The organism is Paenibacillus sp. SN-8-1, assembly GCF_050995535.1.
Classification (GTDB): Bacteria; Bacillota; Bacilli; order Paenibacillales; family Paenibacillaceae; genus Fontibacillus.
Map to the genome: position 1 here is coordinate 4,316,217 of NZ_CP194782.1, position 22,121 is coordinate 4,338,337.

A 22,121-nucleotide genomic window follows, 5' to 3' on the forward strand; every position below is an offset into this window, starting at 1 on the left:
GGGTGATCGTTCCACTTATATAGTGAAATTCTACCACAAGCAGGATCAAAAAGGCTCATATTTACCTTAATCCATAACCTCCATCATGCAAAAGAACCCTCTATGCCGCATTAGGCAAAGAGGGTTCTTATCTATTGATAACTGAGCTTAGTACGCACGTGTGTACTGCTCAGGAATATGACGATCGTGATCGCCGTGCTGCTTCGCTACGGCTGCGTGGGTCGCCCAGTAAGGATCTCGAAGCAGGCCGCGCGCAATCGCTACAAGATCGGCATCCTCATTGCCCACAACATATTCAGCCAGCGCAGGATCTTCGAGCATGCCTACGGCAATAACAGGAACATTCAGCGCATCCCGAATCTGTCTTGCGAATGCAACCTGGTAACCTGGGAAATTGCCTGGCTTTCTTACTCCGGCAGGACCCTCTCCGCCCGAGCTTACGTGGATGAGGTCGACTCCAGCCGCCGTATAAGCCTTGGACAGTTCAATGGCATGGTCAATATCATAGCCCCCGTCGGCATATTCCACCGCCGAGATCCGGAAGATCAAAGGCATCCCCGCAGGCATCTCCTTCTTGACGGCCTGGATGACTTCGACTCCAAATCTCGAGAGATCCTGACCGTAGATATCCTCTCGCTTGTTCGTTAAAGGTGATTGAAACTGGTGGATCAGATATCCATGCGCTCCATGCAGCTCAATCGTGTCCACCCCGGCCTGAACCGCGCGGCGTGCCGCATCTGCGAAGAGCTGCACCCGATCCTGTACCTCACTCGTTGTCAGCGCACGAGGCGTCTTGTACGCATCTCCCGGGAACTTGATGGCTGATGGAGCCACGGGCTCAGCTGCATCCTCCGCCTTGCGGCCTGCGTGGGCAATCTGAACTCCCACCTTGGCGCCATTCGCGTGGATACCTTGAACAATACGGGCAAAGGCGGGAATATGATCATCCGACCATAGGCCGAGGTCGTAATCCGTGATCCGGCCATCCGGCTCCACATCTGTCATTTCAATAATGATCAGCCCTGTTCCCCCCACAGCCCGGGTTACATAGTGAACATAATGCCAGTCATTCGGAATGCCGTCTTTAGCCAAAACGGAATACTGACACATAGGAGCCATAACAATACGGTTCTTAAGCTGTAAATCCTTAATGCTATACGGGGTAAATAATGAAGTCGTCATAAGTTATCTCCTTTATCTATTGAAGAGTGGGCTATACATGATCTAATACAAGAATGAGTTGCTCATAACCTAATATAGGATTAAGTTACGTAATTACACTCATTATTAATCATTACACACCCTCACACAAGTACGTACATTTATGTAACTAAGTATAATAATTTATACTAAACAGTTATCCACCGCATTTATTAATGTAACCTTAATTTCCGGAAATCAATCAAAGATCGCAATCCGCTCTAACTGCAAGAAAAAAAGCCAGGAGAATATAACTCCTAGCTTGATTTGCTGCAGACAATCCGGTTGCGCCCGCCTCTCTTGGCCTCATATAAAGCCTGATCACTGAGCTGATACAATCGGCTGACCCTTGTATCCTGGGTGGCTAAAACCGTCACGAGCCCCATACTTACCGTGAATTGCAGCGAAAATCCCGTCGCCCGGGCTCCGCTGATACTTGTACGTAGCTGCTCGGCAATATTCTCAGCTTCAATCTCCTGATGACCCGGGAGGAGGATGGCAAACTCATCTCCCCCGTAGCGCCCAAGGAATCCCTTGATTCCCAGGTTGTCCTGAACAAGCTTGCTCATATGCTTCAGCACCTGATCTCCCACATCGTGGCCATATGTATCATTAATGGTCTTGTACTCATCGATATCAAACAATATGAAGGATACCGGCTGACCTTTACCAGCTAATTGCTTAATTTCAGACTCCGCTTGCTGGATGAATGTTCTCCGGTTAAGCACTTCTGTAAGATCATCGTAGCTTGCCAGACGGATCAGACTGTCATCCGCCCGCTCCTTGGAGAGCAGAATGAAGCCCGTATTGCCGAGAATCATAATAAAATACATGGAGATAAACTGAAGGTTCTGATAAAACCCCGGATAGAACAGACTCATCATCCCGAACGCGTCGATTGTCATCATGGCCCGTCCCACCAGCGACAAGCCTACAATCCCATAGAACCAGCCCATCACTCTCATCAACGTGGAGGCTGAACGCTTCGTAATCATCCCGTAAACGGGATATACGATCAGCGCCGCTGTAAAGAGCGAAGCATACACTATACGAACATTCTCATAATTATAGAAATAATAGATTCCCGTAAATCCCGCAATAAACAGGACCGTTAACCAGAAGTAGAATTTCTTCACTTTCCTTGTAAAAGCACCCTGAACCCGAATCAGTGCAATGGTCTCGAATTCATATCCAAGGAATAGGATGGAATTCATCAACAGAATCGACACGCCTCCCGGGAGAATATCCCGGAAAATCAGAGTGCCCCATGCGAGCGACTGAAGGCATCTTGAGACGAAGAACCAGTTTACCGCGATGTCCTTCATATGCTTGTGCCGATATGCACTTACCAGGATCACAGTAAATAGATTCCCAATTACAATGGAGATAAATACGGTTATCATGTCCAGATTGACCTTCATGCTTGCTTCACCATCTTTTAATCATAATCTGGCAGTTCTCGGCTAATTATAGCAAAAAAGATCAAGTTTTGTATATTCGGCTGGTGCGATCTGAAGCTTACTTAGGCTTATGCGGACCGTAAAGGGCCCAAAATGTTTATAATAAAAGTGGGAGCCGGCGGCTTCTGCCGCAAACTCATGGCTCTATCGATGAGGAGGGTACTATAAATTATGCATACAGAACAGCCGGATCATCAGCCATCTTCATCTCGGGACGGCGTCCGCTTATCGATACTGGATCTAGCCCCGATTATACTTGGGGGAACTCCTGCGGATTCTTTTCGCAATTCATTAGATCTTGCTCAGCATGCTGAGCAGTGGGGCTACCACCGCTACTGGCTCGCTGAACATCACAATATGCCGGGCATTGCCAGCTCCGCCACATCGCTGGTTATCAGCCACGTTGCGGCTGGCACGAAGACGATTCGCGTCGGATCAGGCGGCATTATGCTGCCAAATCATGCTCCGCTCGTGATTGCCGAGCAATTCGGCACACTCGAATCGCTGTATCCCGGCCGGATTGATCTGGGCCTTGGCAGAGCGCCGGGGTCCGACCAGCCAGCTTGCAGCGCCCTTCGGCGCGGCGCGGCAAGCGATGGACAGGACTTCCCGGAACGTCTAGCCGAGCTTCGCGCTTATTTTAATCCGGCCCTGGGATCGGGCCAGGCTCTCGTCCGGGCTGTTCCCGGCGAGGGGATGGATATCCCGATCTGGCTCCTTGGCTCCAGCGGATTCAGTGCGCAGCTTGCCGGACAGCTTGGCCTGCCGTTTGCTTTTGCCAGCCACTTTGCCCCGGATTATCTGCTGCCCGCACTGGATCTTTACCGCACGAACTTCCAGCCCTCCGAGCACCTAAGCGAGCCCTACGTTATGGTGGGCCTCAATGCGGTAGCTGCAGATACGGAAAGAGAAGCTCATTTCCTTGCTACCTCACAGCAGCAGCAATTTCTCAACCTGATTCGCGGCCGCACAGGCCCGCTGAGCCCGCCGGTAGAGGATATGGAGCAGCTGTGGAGCGCCCGCGAGAAGGCGGTCATCCAGGACATGCTCCGCTATACCGTGGTGGGAACCAAGGAGACCGTTCGTGCCCGGATGGAGCAGATTGTTCAAGAGACGGGAGCGAATGAACTGATTGCCGCAGCTCAGGTCTATGATCATGAAGCAAGGCTCAGATCCTTCGAGCTTGTTGCAGAAGCGATGCAGCTGAAGGGTTAATTAATAAGGGGTGCCCAAGGTTTCTGAAACCCGGGCGCCCCTTATCTGCTGTATAAGCGCATCTATTTTGTCAGAATCACTTAAATCTATATGGATCGAACTAAAGACTGCCTGTGAATTCTAGCTGAATCCTACACACTAGCTTGGGGCTCTTCTTCGCTTAATGTCTTCGTCCTATATGTCTCGCCCCACTGCTTCATACTCATAATGATAGGCTCCAGTGTGCGCCCGAAATCGGTGAGTGAGTACTCCACCTTGGGAGGAACTTGATGGTAGACCTCGCGGTGAACAATGCCGTCATGTTCAAGCTCTCTAAGCTGCAGGGTCAGCATACGCTGTGTGATGTCCGGACATATTTTGCGGAATTCATTGAATCGTTTGGTTCCGCCAATTAAGTGATACAGCAGTACACCCTTCCATTTACCCCCTATGACATCCAGTGTATATTCAACGGGACAGCCCTCCTTATTAGGACATGTCTCTCCATATCCGGTCTTGCGGTTTCTCATGCCAGTCATCCTCTCATTAAGGTATATAAATTGATACTACATAACATAAATGTGCGTACTTACATATATACCTGTTATCCCATATAATTGTGCCAAAATCAATATAAAGAAAGGAATGAGCTTTATGCCTCAAATGAAAGCTGTAGGACTTCACCGGTACCTGCCTATTGATCATCCAGACAGCCTGTTGGACCTGCAATTGGAGAAGCCGCTCGCCACAGGAAGGGACCTCCTCGTTGAGGTACATGCTACTTCGGTTAATCCGGTAGATACCAAAGTCCGCGCACCCAAGGACAAGACTGAGGATCAGCCCCGTGTGTTGGGCTGGGATGCGGCTGGTGTAGTCGTCTCTGCCGGCCCGGACTGTCAGCTGTTCAAGGCTGGAGACGAAGTCTACTATGCGGGGAGCATTACGCGCCCTGGAAGCAACAGTGAATTTCAGCTTGTAGATGAACGAATTGTCGGAAGGAAGCCGAAGTCCTTGGGCTTTGCCGAAGCTGCCGCCCTGCCGCTGACTTCCATCACGGCTTGGGAGGGACTTTACGATCGGCTGGGTATCTCATTAATTCCTGAAGATAATCACGGCAAATCGATACTGATTATCGGAGCCGCCGGAGGCGTCGGATCTATTGCAACCCAGCTGGCGAGCCTCGCTGGATTAACCGTCATCGGCACAGCTTCACGGCCTGAATCTGCCAAGTGGGTAGGAGAGCATGGCGCCCATCATGTCATCAGTCACTATGAGCCATTCCTCGGTCAGCTTCAGCAGCTGGGACTGCAAGAAGTAGATTATATCTTCTGCCTGAACCACACGAACCAGCATTGGGCTAATATGGCCAGTGCGATTGCCCCGCAAGGGATTATCTGCTCGATTGTAGAGACCCATGAACCTCTGGATCTCAATCTGCTTAAAGATAAAAGTGCAGCGTTCGTCTGGGAATTCATGTTCACCAGGGCTAAATATGAGACCCCAGATATGATCCAGCAGCACCTGCTCCTGAATCAAATTGCCGACTTGGTCGATAATCGCAGCATTAGGACCACTTTAGCCAGCCGCCTGGAACCAATCCATGCAGCCAATCTACGCTCAGCCCACCAGCTTGTGGAGTCTGGAAGCATGATCGGAAAGGTCGTTCTGGAGCATTGGTGACCGAAGAGCATGCTTATACTTGCCGGTTCACCTAACCAATGATTACATGAAATGAATAAACCCCTGTCTGTTCCAATTTCACAGACAGGGGCTTATAGCCATGCTTATTCAGGTGATTCGTGGTGTTATTGCTCTTTGGTACTGATTAATTTGTTCATCTTCAGTGAACCGTCAATGACAACCAGCTTGTACACCGATTTGAACTTCTTATACTTGGTCGTACCGTCATTATAGTTAATATTGTATTCCTCGGCGGTAGTTACTTCATAACTCTTGCTGTCCGCACTGGCCTTGAAGTCGGTCACGGTCTGAGAGAGCAGTTCCTCCGTAATCCCCTTCCCGTTCAAGTAGTCGATATAACTGGAAGACTCCTTATATGCAGGACCTGAAGGGTCAATATAAGAAGCGACTTCATCAAAGCTCCGGTCATTGATCGCATAGACGGAAGTAGTTAGATAATCACTCATGAAAGATTGAATAGCTGAAGAATCGGCTTGTCCCGCCGCGCCCGTAGTATTTACCTCCGTGGAAGCTGCTGATCCGCTGGTGTATACCTTCGGGGATTGTTCCTTTATCTCTTTGATATTCTCATCGCTGTAGCTGTAGGTCTGTTCCTCGGAATCCACCAGCCAAGCCTTCTTAGCCGCGTCATACGTAAGGATGAAGCGCTCATCATGGGTTGCATCCTCCGGTACCGGAATCTCCCCTTCATAGAACGTGTCCTCGTTGTACATACCTTGAACGAGCACCGAGGCATGCCATTTCCCATTGTCGTTATACAGGCTGAATGAATTCATATCAAAGCGGGTTCCCAGATATTTACCTTTATAATAATTCCCGGACTCCATGTTGTACTTAATTCTGGATAGTTCATTCTCTTTATAGCTCTGAGTAGCCTGGGTAAAAGCAGCTGCATCCCCGGACGTATAAGCCTTGAGCCTCTCGCCCGAATGCTTGGCAATGACCTTCATAATGCCACTCTCAAATTCACTGTTCGCGGCCAGATTAACCTCCACATAGCTTCCGTTAATGGTCACTTCATCCGTTCTCATCTTGCCCCATGGGTAATCTCCTTCGACAGCAAGCTTCACAGATCCGTCAGTCATTACCGGTCCGAACGAGGATTGTTTGAACGGGTCGAGGCCCACATCCTTGCCGTTAATGATTAAGCTGCCTTTCAAGCCGGACTCTGCCCCAAGCCCCATGGAGATGGTGACATCCTCCCCTTGAAGCTCAAGATTCTCCGAATATTCACTGCCTGATCCGAACAGATCAACCTCCTCGGACTTCACCAGATCCACGAAATCTGTCTTAAGCCTTGCCTCGAGCTTGTAGGTTCCCGGAACATAGGGACCTACAGTCTTCTCGTAGTACTCCTTATTGGATTTGGTAACTTCCTTCCCATCTACGAGCAGACTCACGTCTTTATAATTCGTGCCAAGCTTCAAATATACCGGTGTTACATTCAGTTCATAATTGTTGTAGATAAGCAGCTTTTTGCCTTCCTTCTCCAGGTGAATGGATCCCGAAGAAGAGGCGTCATCAGACTGCTTCGCTTGGGATTTGAGATCCTGGATCAGACTGTTCTGCTCGTCCGGGTGCTTCGCCAAATAACCCATCAGGTTCTTGACCGAAGCCTCTTCAATGACCAGCTGCTTGTCATTTGAAGTTAGGAGCGAAGCTACCTTCTTGCTGTCTTTCGCTTGAAGAGCTAACTCAAAGCGGCTGACCAGCCGCTCCTTGGACAGCAAATACTCCCCGGTCTTGTAGCCGGCAATCAGCACAATGATCAGCGCCCCTGCCGAAATCAAGGTCCATTTCGTTCTCTTCGACATCGGCTTGGACGGAATTGATTCACTTACCGGCACTGCACTGCGCTGGAGCTGGGCTGGCGCCGAGGTCTCCCGCACCTGACCGACCTGGGTACCGCACTCCTTACAGAAAGCCGCATTCTCTTGAAGCGTTGATCCACATTCTTTGCAAAAAGCCATCGCTGTACTCCCCCACTCAAAAACACCTCCAAAGGCCCCTATTACTGGAGTGATGGAGGTGATCTGATTATTTATTGTGTTGATATGGATTGAACTTAAGAGCTGAATATTACACAAACGGTCTGGACTAGTTCTCCATGGCTCGGTATTACGCAGTCTTTAATTCAATTCACAAAGGTTGGTTATCAAATTATAGTTGTTGCCTTAGAAGAACATGCTGCCAGGAACAACATCATCAAGGATCTTGACTATGGCTTTACCAATGATATCAAGGGTGATGAACGTAGCAATATAAGTCAACAGAACACCATAGACAGCGTCCAGCCCTCTAGCGTCTTTCTTGACCCAGCTGGTGATCACGAGCGGCGGTGCAATGAACAGCATTCCCAGAAAAGCCCCAACCAGGAAAAAGCTAAAGATCTCAAGCTGCAGAATAGACAATACGAAGGCAATGACCATGAGGCCCAGGAAAGGAACCAGCAGGGCGCCAAATCTGGCGATAACATCACGGTAACCGGCATTAATCTTGGCCAGCTTGATTGCACCGAAGCAGAAAGTAGCTACAAGCAGGATTAGAATAGCCAGTGAAAGTGTTGGCTTGATTACAATGTCCAGAAATGGGCTCTTGGAGAGGAACTCTCTAGCCATAGAGCTAATACTGAAGTAGACCATTAGAGGAGCCAGAAGACTAAATAGTACCATAGTAATAATTCCATTGATCAGCTGTTCTCCACCAATGTTATGGATGCTTGAGAAAGGTCTCTTGAGAATCGCTCCGAAATAGTTAAAATAAAGCCGCGATACATTCTTCGCATTCTGTAAATACACATTCGGCTGAGCCGCAGGCTGTCCGCTGCCGGGATACCCCGCATGCTGAGGTGGTGTGTGATATACAGGCTCCTGCTGCTGTGTATACTCAGGCTGAACCGGAGACTGCCCTACATTCTCGGACGTTGCCGCGACTTCCGCCGGAAGCTTGGCTCCGCAGTTCTCGCAGAACTTTCCACCATCATTGTAGTGATTACAATTTGTACAATGCATTGAATCTGTTCCCCCATTTTGTAAAATTATGTAGTCTGACTTTACTATGTAAAAGCAAGTCCTAGATCCTATAAATTTCCTTTGTAATTGCCAATTATAGGTCTTTTTGTCTATGAATCTTTCATTATTATGATATATCTTTTTGGATTAATCAACCACAATTTCTTTTGTGCGTTAAAGGGGACACTTGCATTTTCCATAAAAGGGCATATCACAAAAAAGCGGCCTTATTCCGGGTAAATCCCGAAACAGGCCACTATAGGTCTCTATTAGATTGTAAGAGTATCTTCTTCCAAATGAATGAACTCATCCGGGTGACTCCGGATATACGCAGCAATCCGCTTACAGGCTCCTGGAACAACCGCCTGGTACCTCTCTTCCAGAACTTCTATAGCCGCAAGCAGCTTCGGATGCTGATGCAGATGATCTCTGGAGAGATCGAACTGCTCCAGCTTCAGGGGATGTCCGGTGTCAACAAGTACCTTCTCCGTAGACTCTAGAATATCCAGAAGCTCCTCTTCTCCGAAGTATCTAAGACTGGCCTTCAATCCGGCCCAGCGCTCCCCGGTCGCCAAGAAATACGCACTCCACCAATAATACTCGGTTAAAGATTCGGTTGCATGCAAGTAATAGACTTGGAACACAAATAAAGCCTGCTGTCCCCGGGTAAGTTGATTAAACAAGGTAGTAAAGTCATTTCCCAGAGTCTGCTCCTCTTTGTACCTCTGAATCAGCGGGTCAAAACACGCTTGCCCAAGCTCTTCATCACCTAGCAATTGGAACGTTCGTCTGTTCATATGGACCAATAGAATAAGAATCACTCCTTCGGAATGATTATATAATAAATCCATTCGCGTAATCCATATTTTAACATATTCTCTCAGGTAAAATATTCTGTTGCTTTATTGAAATAGGTACTCAGGTGCAAAGAGGGGTGTTTGAAGAAGACCTTGTCGCTCGTCACCCGTTCCGAGACACTCAGATCATAACCAATCATTCTACGGACCTTGTCCGCGAAGGATTTGCCCTTGACCAGAACGCCCAGCTCGAAGTCGTGACAGGCACTTCGCTCATTAATATTATAGGAGCCGTGGAACACACAATTGGATCTGGCGTCATAAGTGATTTTCCAATGGGAGAAGCGTTCGGTCTTACTGTAATCATAGTAGGAGACCCCTTTGTGAAAAGGGCCGTACATATGGCTCTGGACCGCGGCTTTGTTGGTCGGATGATCGTTCACGTTCAGCGGGTTGCAGATGCTAATATGCTGGGCCTGCTCCTCACCGAGGCTCTTAAGCATCTCCCAGAACGCATTGTCAATCAGATAAGGATTCACAATAATCGTCTCATCCCCCGCATATTTAAGCAGGTCCAGATAGTACTGCTGAATCAGATTCACCGGGTTGCCGGGGAAGCTGGCGAACAGCGTGCACTGCTCTTCTCCAAAGCTGCGATCCATCTCGGGATAGTAAAAGTCATCATCCGGATCGAACATCTCCCCGCCCAGAACCGTCCACTGGAACACAAAAATCTGGTTCAGCGAATAAGCCGCAGCCCCCCGGATGCGGAAGCAGCCATCGTGCCACTCGTCTTCCTTGCTCGGATAACCGAGCTTTCTGCCATCTATCTCCTGGTTCTCTTCAGCGATAACCGGATTCTCGAATAAATATTGATCCCCAATATTAATGCTTCCCACAATGGACGTAACTCCATCTATCACAAGGAACTTCCGGTGATTGATCACATTCAGTCCTACAGTAACCTGCTCCTGAACATAATCCTGGAGGAACAAGCCATGCTCAGGCACCCCGGCTGCGGCAAGCTCCTTTCTCTTGCTCTCCCAATCCACATCGCTGTAGCAGGTTGTAAATGTATTAATAAGCTGACAGCCAGCGGCCTCAAGCTGCTCGGCCAGACTGCCGAAGTCACCAAACTTCAGGTTGCTGTTATACCCGGCGGCAGTAATACCGTAATCCACCATAACCCGTACGATAACCCCTCTAGCCCGCGCGTCCAGCAGTGCCTGGACAACCTTGTTGCCAGAGTTATCGTTAAAGAAAAGCATGACCGACAGGTGAATATACCGCTCCGCCCGGTTAATCTCCTCCAGCAGAACCCGCAGGCAGTCAGGGCCGTTCACATAGGCATCCACTTTATTGTTCTCTGTAGTCCCTGGAAGAAGGGCACTTAGTCTCCCGAGGTCAAGCTTATCCACTAGGTAAGCCAGCTGTTCCAGAAGCTCTATCGTTAAGCCTGGCAGATCCTTCAGCTGCTCAGTTGAGGTGAAGAACCCGCCGAGCTCCTGCCGATAGCGGACTGCAGCCTCGAACGGGATATGGGTATCCGCGAATACTTTCGCCAGCTCTGCTCCTTCTATAACCTTCTCAACCGGGCCGCGGGATAGATAGTAGTTCATGAAATTGATCATCCCGTCCTGCAGCTTCCGATCCCACTGATCGATGGATACAATCCCGCTTTGCTTCATTATTGAACCCTCTCCCCGCACAATTCGTCATCTTGGTAATATATTAAACAGAACTTGCTTACTCTGACCCGGGATGAAAGCAGAAAGAGACTACGCTCTGAAGTCTTGTGACTTTGGAGTGTAGTCTCTCGTAGCTTTGTCATAATTAGTTTTATAACTTTTGTTCAAACGTTATTTGGGTAATTTTTTCCAAACGCTATATGTGTGTACAGGGATATTAGAGAGAAATTACGTTGGAGGCGAGAAGGTTAAGCTCTCTTTTGTAATGTGCCGCCCGATTCATTCGGCACTGGGTGGGGGTAAAAGAAAGACCTTGGAACATTCGCCCCGAGGTCTCAATAGTATTATTTTGAAATTGACTCCAATATCTCTTCATATTTATTATGCCACAATCTAGCTTTCACAACATTAATACTAAATCTCTTTACTATACTGAAGTTTTTTATGAAACTTTCAAAGGAATGATATTCATCGTTTACCTTTGGTTCAGTGAAATGCCAGGAATAATTAGGACTTAATTCAATGCAGATATTACCATTTATGTTGTACATCCATGTTTGAATACCATTAGAACTTGGGGTTGACCACAACCAAAACTTTTCTAATGGATTCTCGTCAAATGGCCCACAATCGGGAATTTGATGTGTAAGAATATTCCAGTGATAACCCGCACCTAATAGTTGATATTCAGGAGCAAGTTGAAGTTCCCCCTGAATTGCTTTATTAAGCATTACACCAAATGTCTCGATTGCACCAAAAGCAATCTCATCCTCATGTAGAACAAACGTTGACTTGGGACTCTGATAATTAATTTTAACAAGGTCTAATGGTGACTCTGTTTGCTTCAGTGTTATCTTAATATCTTCTTCACTAGATACGCTAAATACAAAAACATTTTCCATTAGGGGTTAATCTGCCTCCAAACTCATTAAAAAGGCCCGGGATCTCCATCTCGGGCCTTCTTAAAGTATTTTTTGCTTGTTCTCCGTACCTAATACAGTAGAAACTAAACATCATGCCTTTACATATTCAAATCTACATTTATGGCCCATTAACCCACTATTTAGAGTTTGAGTTGTTCTTCACATCTACCCTACTTCCCTCTCAGAAAGGCTGCTGCGAACTCGATCGCCTGCACGACCTCTTTCACGAACTGGGCGTTCTCTTTCTCCCAGTTGGCTGGATTGTCCATTTCATACTCCTCCACCCAATCTTTGAGCTGAGCCGCAGCCTCTTGGCGCTGAGCAGGCTTCACCGCGCCGCCTTTACCGCGCAGAGACTGAGCCGCGAACTGCATCGCTTTACAGGTATCTTTTACAAACCCATACTCATCTCTGTCCCACGCTTTAGGATTGTTCATATCGTAGAATGAGATCCATTTCTCCAGCAGCCCGGCTGCTTTTACTGGGTCCATTTTTAGCTTGGATTGTGCCATTTCAACTTAGCTCCATTCTTTTGTCATATAATATATAAGATGCAGTTAAGATTTTCACATTTTGGGTACGGTCGTAACTACGGGGAATGCTTGAACTTTCGGCCGCTGTTGTCTCCAGATTTCTGATTTATACTATATTGTGTGTTGAAATCCGGAGACAAAGGCGATCGCTTTCGCTCCTACAGTTCCAACCTTCCCCTCCCTTACGCCTCTCCTGCATGTCATCTTTCTAACTACATCTTATATAGATACAGGCCGCACCTGTAATCGCTCCCCTTAGTGTACCACCCCGGCGGGGAGAATTCGTGATTTTTTTGCATTTTACGGGCGGATGATTTGAAATGTACGTTAGACTATGTATTATACTTGATGCATTCATTTAAGAAGACGCGAAGGAGATTTCATTTGAATAAGACTGAATTTATATACACGTATGCCTATCCGGAGGAGGAAGTCTCGCTGTGCCAATTAGAGATGCGGGCCTTCTTCGGATTTGTGCCTGAGACCAACCTGCTGAAGAGCACCACCGAAATTGACCCCAGCCGCAGTCCCTTCATCCGCGAGCGCATCGATGTGATGTACGAGGGGGATAAGCTTGAGGATATTTTGAAGCAAGTGGAACAGATCGAATTGAATGGAGATACATTCAAAGTCATCTTCGTGAAAACGAACGACCTTACCGGCGATGACCGAATCGAGTATGATGAGCGTCGCGCGATCGAAAGAGAGATGGGAATGCATATTGAAGGAGAGGCGGACGTGAACAAGCCCGACCACTGGTTCGGTCTTGTTGCCATGGGAGGGCGCTGGTACTTTGGCCGCTACCAGAAAAGCACCGCTGTATGGCTCCATCATATGAAAAAGCCGCGCAGCTACTCCATCGCCCTGAGTACGCGGGTAGCCCGGGCCGCGGCCAACATTGCCATTCCGAAGCCCGAAGGCGTTCGGGCCATCGATCCCTGCTGCGGCATCGGGACGGTCATGATTGAAGCCCTGTCCATGGGCATAGACATTATTGGCCGGGACATCAATCCGCTTATCGCCCGCGGTGCGCGGGAGAATATTGCTCATTTCGGCTATAACGCGCCGGTAACTCTCGGTGATATTGCGGACATCACTGAGCATTATGATGTGGCGATTGTCGACATGCCGTACAATCACTTCTCGAAGGCCACTTCGGAGACCCAGAGGTCCATTCTGAAGCACGCCCGGCGGATTGCGGACAAGGTCGTCATCATCAGCGTCGAGTCGATGAATGAGATGATTGCAGAGTCGGGACTCACTGAGCTCGACCGAGGAGTTGTCCGGAAGGCGGGATTTACCCGGCAGATTATTGTGTGCGGGTAATGGTAATCACAGGGGACTGCTTCGGATCAAGCCTGCTCATGACTTTAAGAAGGTTCGCCTCTGACATCGCAACGCAGCCGGCGGTTGGCCTATCTTGACTCCGCCAAATGTGCATGAAGATGGCGCTGCCTTTTCCTTTTACAATCGGATTGTCGTTGTACCTGATTACCACAGCATATTTGTACTGTGGGATATACAGACGCTCGAAGGACTTCCACCTAGCAGCCGGATTGCCCGTATAGTGAACCCATTTGTTATACTGAGCTGATGTAGGGTCATCAATCCAGTAATCCTGCCTGCCAGCCAGAGCATAGGTCAGCTTCAGCCCCGCAGGCTTGGCTGCCGTGCCAAAGGCGTGACCGATCGGGAAGGTGCCTGTAGGTGTCTTCCCATCGCCTTCTCGCGACTTGCCAATCCCATTCTTGCCGAGAACTACCGGAATTCCGCTAAGCGTTGTCTTCCATTCCCCGTTTATTTTCTCGCGCAGAGACAAAGTTCCTTTGAATGAAGAAGTGCTTGCCGCCTCGACCAGAATAACCTGCCCTCCCGAAGTCTCCTGGCGAACCGGAGGCATCTTATCAGATGCGCCTTCAGCAGATACGCCAGCACACAACACCACCATAGTTACAGTCATTAGAACCAAAACTCTGAATACTCTCACCCGTTCTCCCCCTCCGAGGTGCCTATTCTACCAAAGCCCTCTTTCTCTCATTACCCCCTATTTAACGACAGAATTCTAGGCTTTTCTAGACAAAATTTAGGGGATTTCGGTTCCTGGGGAAATTCGTTGGCGAGAGTTTCTTACTTACTTACGACTTTAACTATACATGGAAAAAATTGTTGACAACTTGCGATGGCGCATGTATTTATTAAGTAATAAATAAATAGAATTTTGGAGGGCATCAAGAAGTGGCCAAAGAAGACCGCAAGCAGCAAATTCTCGAAACAGCCATAAACGTCTTTGCCGAGCAAGGATATTACAAGACCACGACCGCACAAATCGCTCAAGTAGTGGGGATTACGCAACCCTATGTGTTTCATTTTTTCAAAACGAAGGAAGATCTGTTCATCGCAGTGCTGCAGCAGTCCGTCCAGCGTATTGCAGGCTTGTTCAAGGAAGTCGAGGCGCCGGCGGAGCAGCTGATGGATCAGATGGGCGCAGCGTTCTATGACTTGTTGGACACACACCGGGACGAAACGCTTCTGTCGATGCAGGCGTTCACGACGGCTGAGCCGATCATTCGTCAAAAGGTCCAGGAAGGCTTTGCCCATATTCATCAGGTGGTTAAGGAAAAATTCGAGCGAGCAAAGATTCCCCAGCCCGGCTTCCAGGCTTCTAGCTTTATTGGACTCGGGATGACTGCGGTAATGTCAAAGGTATTGGAGCTGCCCGAGCTTTCACCTTACTGTGAACAGGATTAACATACCTTCCCTATTTTTGATCACATCCATTAATTATTAACGAAACGTTGAAGGAGATGATTTCCAATGGCGAAAGTAATACCTGGAAGATACACAGCTCGTATGGAGGGGGATTTCGTTGTTTTCCTAATCGGTATGCGTGTCAATCGGCTCTGGGCCGTACACAAATGGCTGCCGGTATTTCTGGCAATGACACCCATGCTGCGGGAGCTTTATACCAATCGCAAGCTCGGCTTCCGTGGCACAGAGTTCATGCTGAGCTGGCGCAGCATCCATCTGCTCCAATATTGGGATTCGTATGAGCAACTGGAAGTGTATGCCCGCGGCGGGCAGCATCTTACCGCATGGCGAAATTTCAACCGCAAGATCGGAACGGATGGAACTGTCGGGATCTACCATGAAACCTATAAGATCCGAGCCAACGAGTATGAGTGCGTATACGGCAATATGCCGGTGTTTGGGCTTGCGAAGGTGTCCGAGCATATTCCGGCTGTTGGCCGGATGGAGACGTCGCGACGTCGTATGGGAGGGGAGAATGAGCCCGCCGTGCCGACCCCGGTTAACCCTCAATAATCATTGCGGCTTATTACTGAATTACATATTATGGTAATATAGTTGTGAAACAGAGACGTTGCAGGGGGTGTTTGAATGGGGAGTGGCGGAGCTGCAATTATAGCTATCATTCTATCTATTTCCTCTTATCTCTTAAGACGGTGGATAGTTGGAACCGTAGAAGTGGATGGGATTTCCCGTGTTGGAAGGAAAGCGGAAATATGGGGCAAGGTTATCCTTTTTCTCTTCGCAATCGCTTCTATTGTTGTAATGGTAATAGAGGATAGACTCAAGGGGGCTACATTAAAATGGCTTATGATTATAGCCATAATTCTGGCGGGCGGTTTTCAGACCTTTGTGGACTGGAAGTATAGAAAAGGCTCCAAAGAGTACCTGGCTTCACTTGTTGTATTGGCTCTTGGTGTAGCTTTAGCGTTTTTTCTTCTATAACTTAGCAGCAGCTGAGTCGAACCTTCTAAGTGGTTTGAATTTAGATGTCAAATATCTAATGTAACCAGATGGCTAATAATTTTTATGACAGTTAGGAGCTGTGTATGATGATAAAAGGCTTTGGAGGCGTTTTTTGGAGAACCAAGAATCTCGAAGCTACAAAAAAGTGGTACAGCGAAGTGTTGAAGCTTGAAATCGGTGACTGGAATGGGACTGTGATCAAACCCCAATCAGGAAATGAGACTATCTTGTCCTTCTTCACCGAGAATGACGGTTACTTCCCAACAGAACAACAAGTGATGTTAAATTTCCAAGTACATAATCTCGACGAGACGATCAAGCATCTTGAACATATTGGAGTACCTCTCGCAAAGGATAAAGAGGTTAGTGATTTTGGAAAGTTTATTTGGATCGAAGATCCCGATGGTCGTCTGGTCGAGCTTTGGGAGAAAGAAGAAGATGGAGCGGGAAGTATTTGATGGAGGCCTCAAGATGTCCTTAGTTAATAAACTAAGAATAGTTAGCTTACTGGTAATGAGTGGAGGAACACTCTACCCCATGGGGTATGCTCCAAAAAGCGTGTACTTTTTTACACTTATACCCGGATTACTGCTTCTCTTTGCATCAACCCATATCGAAAGCAAACGGAAGCGGTAGTAAATGAAGATGATAATAAGGGAGAGATTGGGTGGGACATCGTGTAGGTATTGTAGGAACTGGTTTTGGCGTCCAAGTCCATGCACCAATACTTTTGAAACATCCTGATTTTGAATTAGTTGCCCTGAGCAGTATACGTCCTGGTCGAGCACAGTTAATTTCAGAAGAGCTAAATATTAAATATACCTTTGATGACTGGAAACAGATGATTGATCAAACGAATTTAGATTTAGTAATAATCGCTACAAATCCGGCCCTGCATATGGAAATAACATTATACGCAATTGAATCTGGAGTTCATGTGCTGTGTGAAAAACCTCCAGCGTTGAACTACCTTCAGGTTTATGAAATGAACAAAATCGCGTCTAAACATCACAGTATTGTTGCTATAAACTTTGAATGGAGATACTTACCAGAACGACAAGCAATCAATAAGATTCTTTCCAACAACCAAATCGGGGAAGTTTTGCATGTTGATTGGTCAGAGGCATGGCCTCTATGGCCCAAAATAAAACACGATCCATTTGGCTGGCAATGGGAATTGGATAAAGGTGGGGGCATGCTTGGGGCAATAGGTTCACATATGATCGATGCTCTATATCATTGGTTCGGTCCTTTTTCCAAAAAGATTTCAGGATTTACCAAGAATCATGTTAATGAGAGGATTCACGAATCAGGATATAAACCGACAGACGGAGATGATTCTTTCTTCTTAATCGGGGAATTCGAAAGTGGAGGAACATTCTCATTACAATTTATTACGGCTGCGGTAGCTCGAAAGCCTCGAATCGAAATCTTCGGTTCACATGGAACCCTCATTCTGGAAGGTGAAAATTTGAAAATAGCTACAAATGAAAAGAAGGATTACTCACCTGTCGGCTTAGAAGAGCCAATTGACGCATCATCGTTCCCACCAGATATAAGGGGTTATGTACATGCGCAGTGGAAGCTTTACAACGATTTGTCTGCCATTTTACGTGGCGAAGAAAAAGTCGATTTACCAAATTTGCATAGCGCTCTTATTGTGCAAGAAATTATAGAGCATGTTCGTAACGGGAGTTAACAGCCCCGTTATGACACGGCGGCAGCCGTTTTCAACTAGTAGGCATGGTATATGTTAGTACCGGGAATATTACTTTTCTTTAAGTCAAATTACGTAGAAACCAAACAACGGCAACGTAGTTGAATAAGACAAGGGGCAGTCCAGGACTTTATTTATCTGGTCCACGGCTGCCCTGCTTCTATACACGGTTCGAGTATTACTTTCTGTCCATTCACCACTTACAACTTACTTACCGATCACCGCGTACTCGCTACTTGTTCGCTTTATGCACCTTCAGCTGCTTGCCCTTAATGGTGGTATGCTTCATGACCTGAAGCACGTGCGGCCCCTTGCCGTTGAGAATCTCCACATAGCTTACATTATCCTGGATGGTAATGATGCCGATATCCTCCGCGGTTACGCCTTCAATCCGGGCAATGGTGCCCACAAAGTCCACGGCTCTAAGCTTCTTCTTCTTCCCACCATTGAAGTAGAGCTTCATGATCTCCTTGTTGATCTCTTCGCTCTTCTCTTTCTTAAGTGCGGTCCGCGAATAGATTTTCTGTTCAAAAGCTTCGAGCCCCCCGCTCACTTCCTCTTCGGAAGGAGCCTCCGCCCGTGGGATCTGGAATCCGATATACTGTTCGATCTCGGCCAGATATTTGTCCTCCCGCGGAGTCACCAGCGTGATGGCCTGTCCGGTGCGTCCCGCGCGGCCCGTGCGGCCTGTCCGGTGTACATAGCTCTCCTTGTCCATAGGAATATCATAGTTAATGACATGCGTAATATTCTCAATATCAATCCCCCGGGCGGCAACATCGGTCGCAACAAGATAGCGGAATTGGCCCCGGCGGAATGCATTCATGACCTCGAACCGGTCCTCCTGCACCATGCCCCCATGAATCCGGTCACACGGATACTCCGCGTCTGCAAGCTGCCTGAACACCTGGTTCACCAGCTCCTGAGTCCTGCAAAAGATCATACAGCTGTCTGGATTCCTTGTAATCAGCAGGTTCTGAAGCACTTTCGGCTTGTCCGCCTCTGTGACCTCGATAAGGGAGTGTTCGATCTGGTTCGTCGTAACACCGCCCGTCCCTTGAATTTCGATATATTCCGGCTCATTCATATACTTGTGGCTGAGATTATCGACATCTTGGGGCAGCGTAGCCGACAGCAGTACGGTGACTCGCTCAACAGGTAACGCCTGAATGATCGCTTCCACCTGATCAATAAAGCCCATATTCAGCATCTCGTCCGCTTCGTCAATCACAAGGTATCTTAGGCGCCCAAGCGGCAGTGAACCTCTCTCGATATGGTCCAGCACGCGCCCTGGAGTGCCTACCACAATGTGATTCTTCTGCTTCAGCTCGAGCTTCTGCACCGCGTAAGGATGCCTCCCATATACGGCCGCCGCCTTGACCCGCTTGAAGCGGCCAATATTCGTAATGTCCTCCTTCACCTGTACAGCCAGCTCCCGGGTCGGTGTCAGGACGAGCGCCTGCGGCTTGTTCTCGTTCCAGTCCACGAGCTCACAGAGCGGAATGGCATAGGCCGCGGTCTTACCGCTTCCTGTCTGTGATTTCACTACAATATCCTTGTCCTCAAGCAGCAGGGGGATCACCTGACTCTGCACATCCGTGGGACGGTCGTACCCTAGCCCCTGCAGGGCGCGGACAATCTCTTCACTTAACCTGGCTTCTGCAAAATGTTCTATATTCATCGCTGCAACCTCTTTTATCCTAAGTTATGTTAGCTGGTAATCGGGCCAAATGCTGGCCTAACATCTGCTCAAGCTTATTCTAGCACAGTCCCGAGGAGTCCCGCCCACCATTGAGCTGTGGAGGACGGCCTAAGAGCGTGTTCCTTGGGCAGCTCCCCCTCTTCTGCCGGGTTTGGAATTGCCAGACACTCCCATACTTCTGAATTCCCATCCCGGCTGTCTTAAAGTGAGTCATCTCCTACCGAGCATAATCCTACTCCTTGGACATATGGTAATTACAGAGGAGGAGATGTCCTATGACCATTCAGCTTAGTGTGACGTTGATCGCTGTAGCTTTTGCCGCCCTGGCCGCTTTCGGCATTCTGACCTTGCGCAAGACCATGGCTTCCCTTGATGAGACGAACAAGACGCTCGGGGAAGTACGAAACGCCGTTCACGGACTAACCAAAGAGGCACAGGCACTGATCCATAATGCCAATCAGGTCACTATGGATGTGAAGGGCAAGATCAAGGCGGTCGATCCCATTGTTGAATCCGCTCATGATGTGGGTGAGGTACTGCATAGTGTTACAAGCTCGGTCAAACAGGCGGCTTCGACTATTGGACAGAAGGTGACTGAGCAGCGTGCTCACGGGCAAAAGGTAAATGTGAAGGTGAAATAGCTAGCTGTAAGGATAGGATGAATGGATACAATGAATGTCAGGGCTGACGCCATAAAGAAATTCAGACTGATTGCCTCGCACATAGCGCCCATAGGCCGCCCTTCGCGTAAGGGCAGCCTTATTATTTTACCTAATTGTTGTGCCTGCTTATACCGTGAGTTCCTCGCCCATGTCCGCACGGATATGGCCAAGTTTGTCCGGATTCACCACAATGAATACCCGCTGTATCCGGTCTCCTTGGGGCGTAAGCTCCACGGTGATCATCGCTCTTACCGTATTCTCCTCATGATAGATCAGACTCAATCCTCCATTCATCTCCATCTGGCTCAATTTCCAGATACGCAGCTTCCTGAAGGCGCGTTGTGAGGTCAACAGGGCCACAACCCGTTCCCGGCTGATGATCGGATTGATCGCGGCCCGCACCCGGCCGCCACCGTCGGAGACCAGAACTGTATCCTGAGTCAGCAGGTTCACCATCTCGCCTATATCATAATGCTGAATAGCGGCTGCGAACCTGCTCATCAATGCAGCCCGGCTGTCAGGAGAGGCGATGGTTAGAGCGGGATAAGATGTCCCAGGGCCAAGGTTTTGTTTGGCCCGACTCAAGATTTTACGGCAGCTCACCTCTGACTTTCCAACTATCTCTGCGATCAGCTCATACTCATATTCGAACACTTCCCTGAGCAGAAAGACCGTCCGCTCGGTCGCCGTCAGCCTCTCCAGCATAACCAGGTAGGCATAGGACAGAGTATCAGCTTGTTCAGCCGCTTCATAGGGCCCATCATATTGTGCCCCATAGGCATCCGGCAGCGGCTCAGGCAGCCACTCACCAACGTAGGTCTCACGCCTTCGGGATGCGGACTGCATGAGATTGAGACATCGGTTCGTAATGGACTTGGCTATGTATGCCTTCACATTCTTAACGCCCCATAAGGATCTGCCGTACATCTCCGTGAACCAGTCCTGAACTATATCTTCCGCGTCTGTGACAGATCCGAGCATCCGGTATGCGACCGAGAATGCATAGGATCGATACGTAAGGTACAGCTGCTCCAGATCAGGCGGGTTCTCCTGGGATTGCATGACCCTTCGCTCCTCATTCTCATTCATCTGCGCGCCTGCGCCCGCCCCTGCGTTTGTCATGTTCACACCCCCGTTTGGATATAGTCTCACGCTTTGTCTCCTAACTCCATATATGCCAAAAGGAGCCCGTTTAAGGCTCCCTGATCCATTTTACTTCTCCAGCCCTCTATGCCCTCTATTAGTCAAAAGCATCCCGGATACATTCCGGTGGAAATGACCAAATCGATATACTCCTTCTCGCTGAAGTGCTCGCGAACCCGCTCATAGACAGCCTCGGGAACACCTGAATCTGATATCCGCGCAACATATTCCGTAAGCTCGAGCGCAGCCTTCTCTCGATCTGAATAGGTCGGCATCTCCCTCCATACACTCAGCATCAAAGCCCGTTCCACAGGCTCTCCAAGCTTCAGCAGGTCTTTCACGTGATAATCGATACAGTAAGCGCAGCCGTTGATCTGAGACGTACGAATCTTGATTAGCTCGAACAGCACCTTATCCACCCCAGTGCTGCTCACGGCCTGCTCAAATGCCAGCATTGCTTTCAGCGCGGATGGGTTAACCTCTCTATAATTAAATCTCACACTCATAAGTAACGCCTCCTTAAGATCTCTCATTAAGAAGACAGAGTACCCTCTGAGTTTGTGACATTCATGAACTAATAATTTCAATGTTTTTTGATATTAAAGCGATCCTTGGCCCA

General features: G+C 48.4%; 22 protein-coding genes. 9 read left to right on the top strand and 13 right to left on the bottom strand.

All coding sequences use genetic code 11. The features are described 5' to 3' along the window. Positions 1 to 147 precede the first annotated feature (147 nt). Both ACRRNK_RS21135 and ACRRNK_RS21140 read right to left on the bottom strand, forming a co-directional pair. The gene (locus ACRRNK_RS21135; protein ID WP_433944559.1) at positions 148 to 1,182 is read right to left on the bottom strand and encodes an NADH:flavin oxidoreductase/NADH oxidase; all 1,035 of its coding nucleotides are present in this window, start codon (positions 1,180 to 1,182) and stop codon (positions 148 to 150) included. Positions 1,183 to 1,457: 275 nt separating this feature from the next. Next, complete coding sequence (locus ACRRNK_RS21140) at positions 1,458 to 2,621, bottom strand: GGDEF domain-containing protein (protein ID WP_433944560.1); 1,164 nt, start codon at positions 2,619 to 2,621, stop codon at positions 1,458 to 1,460. Between the two features lie 210 nt (positions 2,622 to 2,831). On the opposite strand from ACRRNK_RS21140, the gene ACRRNK_RS21145 reads away from it, so the two are divergent. Beyond that, positions 2,832 to 3,875 carry an LLM class flavin-dependent oxidoreductase gene (locus ACRRNK_RS21145; protein ID WP_433944561.1) on the top strand — a complete coding sequence of 348 codons (1,044 nt, stop codon included), beginning with the start codon at positions 2,832 to 2,834 and terminating at the stop codon, positions 3,873 to 3,875. Positions 3,876 to 4,006: 131 nt separating this feature from the next. Here the strand turns inward: ACRRNK_RS21145 and ACRRNK_RS21150 are convergent, their stop codons facing one another. Beyond that, complete coding sequence (locus ACRRNK_RS21150; protein ID WP_433944562.1) at positions 4,007 to 4,384, bottom strand: winged helix-turn-helix transcriptional regulator; 378 nt, start codon at positions 4,382 to 4,384, stop codon at positions 4,007 to 4,009. A gap of 115 nt (positions 4,385 to 4,499) precedes the next feature. On the opposite strand from ACRRNK_RS21150, the gene ACRRNK_RS21155 reads away from it, so the two are divergent. Beyond that, positions 4,500 to 5,534, top strand: coding sequence for a zinc-binding alcohol dehydrogenase family protein (locus ACRRNK_RS21155; RefSeq protein WP_433944563.1), 1,035 nt, complete (start codon positions 4,500 to 4,502; stop codon positions 5,532 to 5,534). A 125-nt stretch (positions 5,535 to 5,659) separates the two neighbouring features. On the opposite strand, the gene ACRRNK_RS21160 is transcribed toward ACRRNK_RS21155, so the two are convergent. The 6 genes from ACRRNK_RS21160 to ACRRNK_RS21185 form a co-directional block, all read right to left on the bottom strand. Then, a complete protein-coding gene (locus tag ACRRNK_RS21160; RefSeq protein ID WP_433944564.1) occupies positions 5,660 to 7,525 on the bottom strand; it encodes a zinc ribbon domain-containing protein in 1,866 nt (621 codons plus the stop codon). A 204-nt stretch (positions 7,526 to 7,729) separates the two neighbouring features. Further along, the gene (locus ACRRNK_RS21165) at positions 7,730 to 8,566 is read right to left on the bottom strand and encodes a hypothetical protein (RefSeq protein WP_433944565.1); all 837 of its coding nucleotides are present in this window, start codon (positions 8,564 to 8,566) and stop codon (positions 7,730 to 7,732) included. Positions 8,567 to 8,835: 269 nt separating this feature from the next. Further along, on the bottom strand, positions 8,836 to 9,363 hold the full coding sequence (locus ACRRNK_RS21170; protein WP_433944566.1) for a hypothetical protein: 528 nt from the start codon (positions 9,361 to 9,363) through the stop codon (positions 8,836 to 8,838). A gap of 83 nt (positions 9,364 to 9,446) precedes the next feature. Next, positions 9,447 to 11,051 (bottom strand): phospholipase D-like domain-containing protein, encoded by a 1,605-nt coding sequence (locus ACRRNK_RS21175; RefSeq protein ID WP_433944567.1) that lies wholly within the window; start codon positions 11,049 to 11,051, stop codon positions 9,447 to 9,449. A 344-nt stretch (positions 11,052 to 11,395) separates the two neighbouring features. After that, positions 11,396 to 11,953 carry a hypothetical protein gene (locus ACRRNK_RS21180; RefSeq protein ID WP_433944568.1) on the bottom strand — a complete coding sequence of 186 codons (558 nt, stop codon included), beginning with the start codon at positions 11,951 to 11,953 and terminating at the stop codon, positions 11,396 to 11,398. A gap of 191 nt (positions 11,954 to 12,144) precedes the next feature. Continuing rightward, complete coding sequence (locus tag ACRRNK_RS21185; protein ID WP_433944569.1) at positions 12,145 to 12,486, bottom strand: hypothetical protein; 342 nt, start codon at positions 12,484 to 12,486, stop codon at positions 12,145 to 12,147. A gap of 369 nt (positions 12,487 to 12,855) precedes the next feature. Between ACRRNK_RS21185 and ACRRNK_RS21190 the strand changes: the two genes are divergently transcribed. Beyond that, positions 12,856 to 13,833, top strand: coding sequence for a TRM11 family SAM-dependent methyltransferase (locus tag ACRRNK_RS21190; protein WP_433946966.1), 978 nt, complete (start codon positions 12,856 to 12,858; stop codon positions 13,831 to 13,833). Here the strand turns inward: ACRRNK_RS21190 and ACRRNK_RS21195 are convergent. Beyond that, positions 13,817 to 14,494: a L,D-transpeptidase family protein gene (locus ACRRNK_RS21195; protein ID WP_433944570.1), complete on the bottom strand. Its 678-nt coding sequence runs from the start codon at positions 14,492 to 14,494 to the stop codon at positions 13,817 to 13,819. The two genes, ACRRNK_RS21190 and ACRRNK_RS21195, sit on opposite strands and share 17 nt — an antisense overlap. A 248-nt stretch (positions 14,495 to 14,742) precedes the next feature. On the opposite strand from ACRRNK_RS21195, the gene ACRRNK_RS21200 reads away from it, so the two are divergent. From ACRRNK_RS21200 to ACRRNK_RS21220, 5 genes are all read left to right on the top strand, one after another. Then, on the top strand, positions 14,743 to 15,255 hold the full coding sequence (locus ACRRNK_RS21200) for a TetR/AcrR family transcriptional regulator (RefSeq protein ID WP_433944571.1): 513 nt from the start codon (positions 14,743 to 14,745) through the stop codon (positions 15,253 to 15,255). 66 nt (positions 15,256 to 15,321) lie between these two features. Next, positions 15,322 to 15,828 carry a DUF4188 domain-containing protein gene (locus ACRRNK_RS21205; protein WP_433944572.1) on the top strand — a complete coding sequence of 169 codons (507 nt, stop codon included), beginning with the start codon at positions 15,322 to 15,324 and terminating at the stop codon, positions 15,826 to 15,828. A 75-nt stretch (positions 15,829 to 15,903) separates the two neighbouring features. Further along, positions 15,904 to 16,257 (top strand): DUF4181 domain-containing protein, encoded by a 354-nt coding sequence (locus ACRRNK_RS21210; RefSeq protein WP_433944573.1) that lies wholly within the window; start codon positions 15,904 to 15,906, stop codon positions 16,255 to 16,257. A gap of 107 nt (positions 16,258 to 16,364) precedes the next feature. Continuing rightward, positions 16,365 to 16,736 (top strand): VOC family protein, encoded by a 372-nt coding sequence (locus ACRRNK_RS21215; protein WP_433946967.1) that lies wholly within the window; start codon positions 16,365 to 16,367, stop codon positions 16,734 to 16,736. A 209-nt stretch (positions 16,737 to 16,945) separates the two neighbouring features. Beyond that, complete coding sequence (locus ACRRNK_RS21220) at positions 16,946 to 17,977, top strand: Gfo/Idh/MocA family protein (protein WP_433944574.1); 1,032 nt, start codon at positions 16,946 to 16,948, stop codon at positions 17,975 to 17,977. A 250-nt stretch (positions 17,978 to 18,227) separates the two neighbouring features. Here the strand turns inward: ACRRNK_RS21220 and ACRRNK_RS21225 are convergent, their stop codons facing one another. Next, a complete protein-coding gene (locus ACRRNK_RS21225; RefSeq protein ID WP_433944575.1) occupies positions 18,228 to 19,676 on the bottom strand; it encodes a DEAD/DEAH box helicase in 1,449 nt (482 codons plus the stop codon). Positions 19,677 to 19,972: 296 nt separating this feature from the next. Between ACRRNK_RS21225 and ACRRNK_RS21230 the strand changes: the two genes are divergently transcribed. Next, on the top strand, positions 19,973 to 20,338 hold the full coding sequence (locus ACRRNK_RS21230) for a DUF948 domain-containing protein (RefSeq protein ID WP_433944576.1): 366 nt from the start codon (positions 19,973 to 19,975) through the stop codon (positions 20,336 to 20,338). A 147-nt stretch (positions 20,339 to 20,485) separates the two neighbouring features. On the opposite strand, the gene ACRRNK_RS21235 is transcribed toward ACRRNK_RS21230, so the two are convergent. Together ACRRNK_RS21235 and ACRRNK_RS21240 are read right to left on the bottom strand one after the other, a co-directional pair. Beyond that, on the bottom strand, positions 20,486 to 21,481 hold the full coding sequence (locus tag ACRRNK_RS21235; RefSeq protein ID WP_433944577.1) for a sigma-70 family RNA polymerase sigma factor: 996 nt from the start codon (positions 21,479 to 21,481) through the stop codon (positions 20,486 to 20,488). Positions 21,482 to 21,603: 122 nt separating this feature from the next. Continuing rightward, positions 21,604 to 22,008: a carboxymuconolactone decarboxylase family protein gene (locus tag ACRRNK_RS21240; protein ID WP_433944578.1), complete on the bottom strand. Its 405-nt coding sequence runs from the start codon at positions 22,006 to 22,008 to the stop codon at positions 21,604 to 21,606. Positions 22,009 to 22,121 lie beyond the last annotated feature (113 nt).

Coding starts and splice junctions, on each gene's coding strand:
- ACRRNK_RS21135 (WP_433944559.1), bottom strand. CDS start 1,182: ATGACGACTTCATTATTTACCCCGTATAGCATTAAGGATTTACAGCTT.
- ACRRNK_RS21140 (WP_433944560.1), bottom strand. CDS start 2,621: ATGAAGGTCAATCTGGACATGATAACCGTATTTATCTCCATTGTAATT.
- ACRRNK_RS21145 (WP_433944561.1), top strand. CDS start 2,832: ATGCATACAGAACAGCCGGATCATCAGCCATCTTCATCTCGGGACGGC.
- ACRRNK_RS21150 (WP_433944562.1), bottom strand. CDS start 4,384: ATGAGAAACCGCAAGACCGGATATGGAGAGACATGTCCTAATAAGGAG.
- ACRRNK_RS21155 (WP_433944563.1), top strand. CDS start 4,500: ATGAGCTTTATGCCTCAAATGAAAGCTGTAGGACTTCACCGGTACCTG.
- ACRRNK_RS21160 (WP_433944564.1), bottom strand. CDS start 7,525: ATGGCTTTTTGCAAAGAATGTGGATCAACGCTTCAAGAGAATGCGGCT.
- ACRRNK_RS21165 (WP_433944565.1), bottom strand. CDS start 8,566: ATGCATTGTACAAATTGTAATCACTACAATGATGGTGGAAAGTTCTGC.
- ACRRNK_RS21170 (WP_433944566.1), bottom strand. CDS start 9,363: ATGAACAGACGAACGTTCCAATTGCTAGGTGATGAAGAGCTTGGGCAA.
- ACRRNK_RS21175 (WP_433944567.1), bottom strand. CDS start 11,051: ATGAAGCAAAGCGGGATTGTATCCATCGATCAGTGGGATCGGAAGCTG.
- ACRRNK_RS21180 (WP_433944568.1), bottom strand. CDS start 11,953: ATGGAAAATGTTTTTGTATTTAGCGTATCTAGTGAAGAAGATATTAAG.
- ACRRNK_RS21185 (WP_433944569.1), bottom strand. CDS start 12,486: ATGGCACAATCCAAGCTAAAAATGGACCCAGTAAAAGCAGCCGGGCTG.
- ACRRNK_RS21190 (WP_433946966.1), top strand. CDS start 12,856: ATGCATTCATTTAAGAAGACGCGAAGGAGATTTCATTTGAATAAGACT.
- ACRRNK_RS21205 (WP_433944572.1), top strand. CDS start 15,322: ATGGCGAAAGTAATACCTGGAAGATACACAGCTCGTATGGAGGGGGAT.
- ACRRNK_RS21210 (WP_433944573.1), top strand. CDS start 15,904: ATGGGGAGTGGCGGAGCTGCAATTATAGCTATCATTCTATCTATTTCC.
- ACRRNK_RS21215 (WP_433946967.1), top strand. CDS start 16,365: ATGATAAAAGGCTTTGGAGGCGTTTTTTGGAGAACCAAGAATCTCGAA.
- ACRRNK_RS21225 (WP_433944575.1), bottom strand. CDS start 19,676: ATGAATATAGAACATTTTGCAGAAGCCAGGTTAAGTGAAGAGATTGTC.
- ACRRNK_RS21230 (WP_433944576.1), top strand. CDS start 19,973: ATGACCATTCAGCTTAGTGTGACGTTGATCGCTGTAGCTTTTGCCGCC.
- ACRRNK_RS21235 (WP_433944577.1), bottom strand. CDS start 21,481: ATGACAAACGCAGGGGCGGGCGCAGGCGCGCAGATGAATGAGAATGAG.
- ACRRNK_RS21240 (WP_433944578.1), bottom strand. CDS start 22,008: ATGAGTGTGAGATTTAATTATAGAGAGGTTAACCCATCCGCGCTGAAA.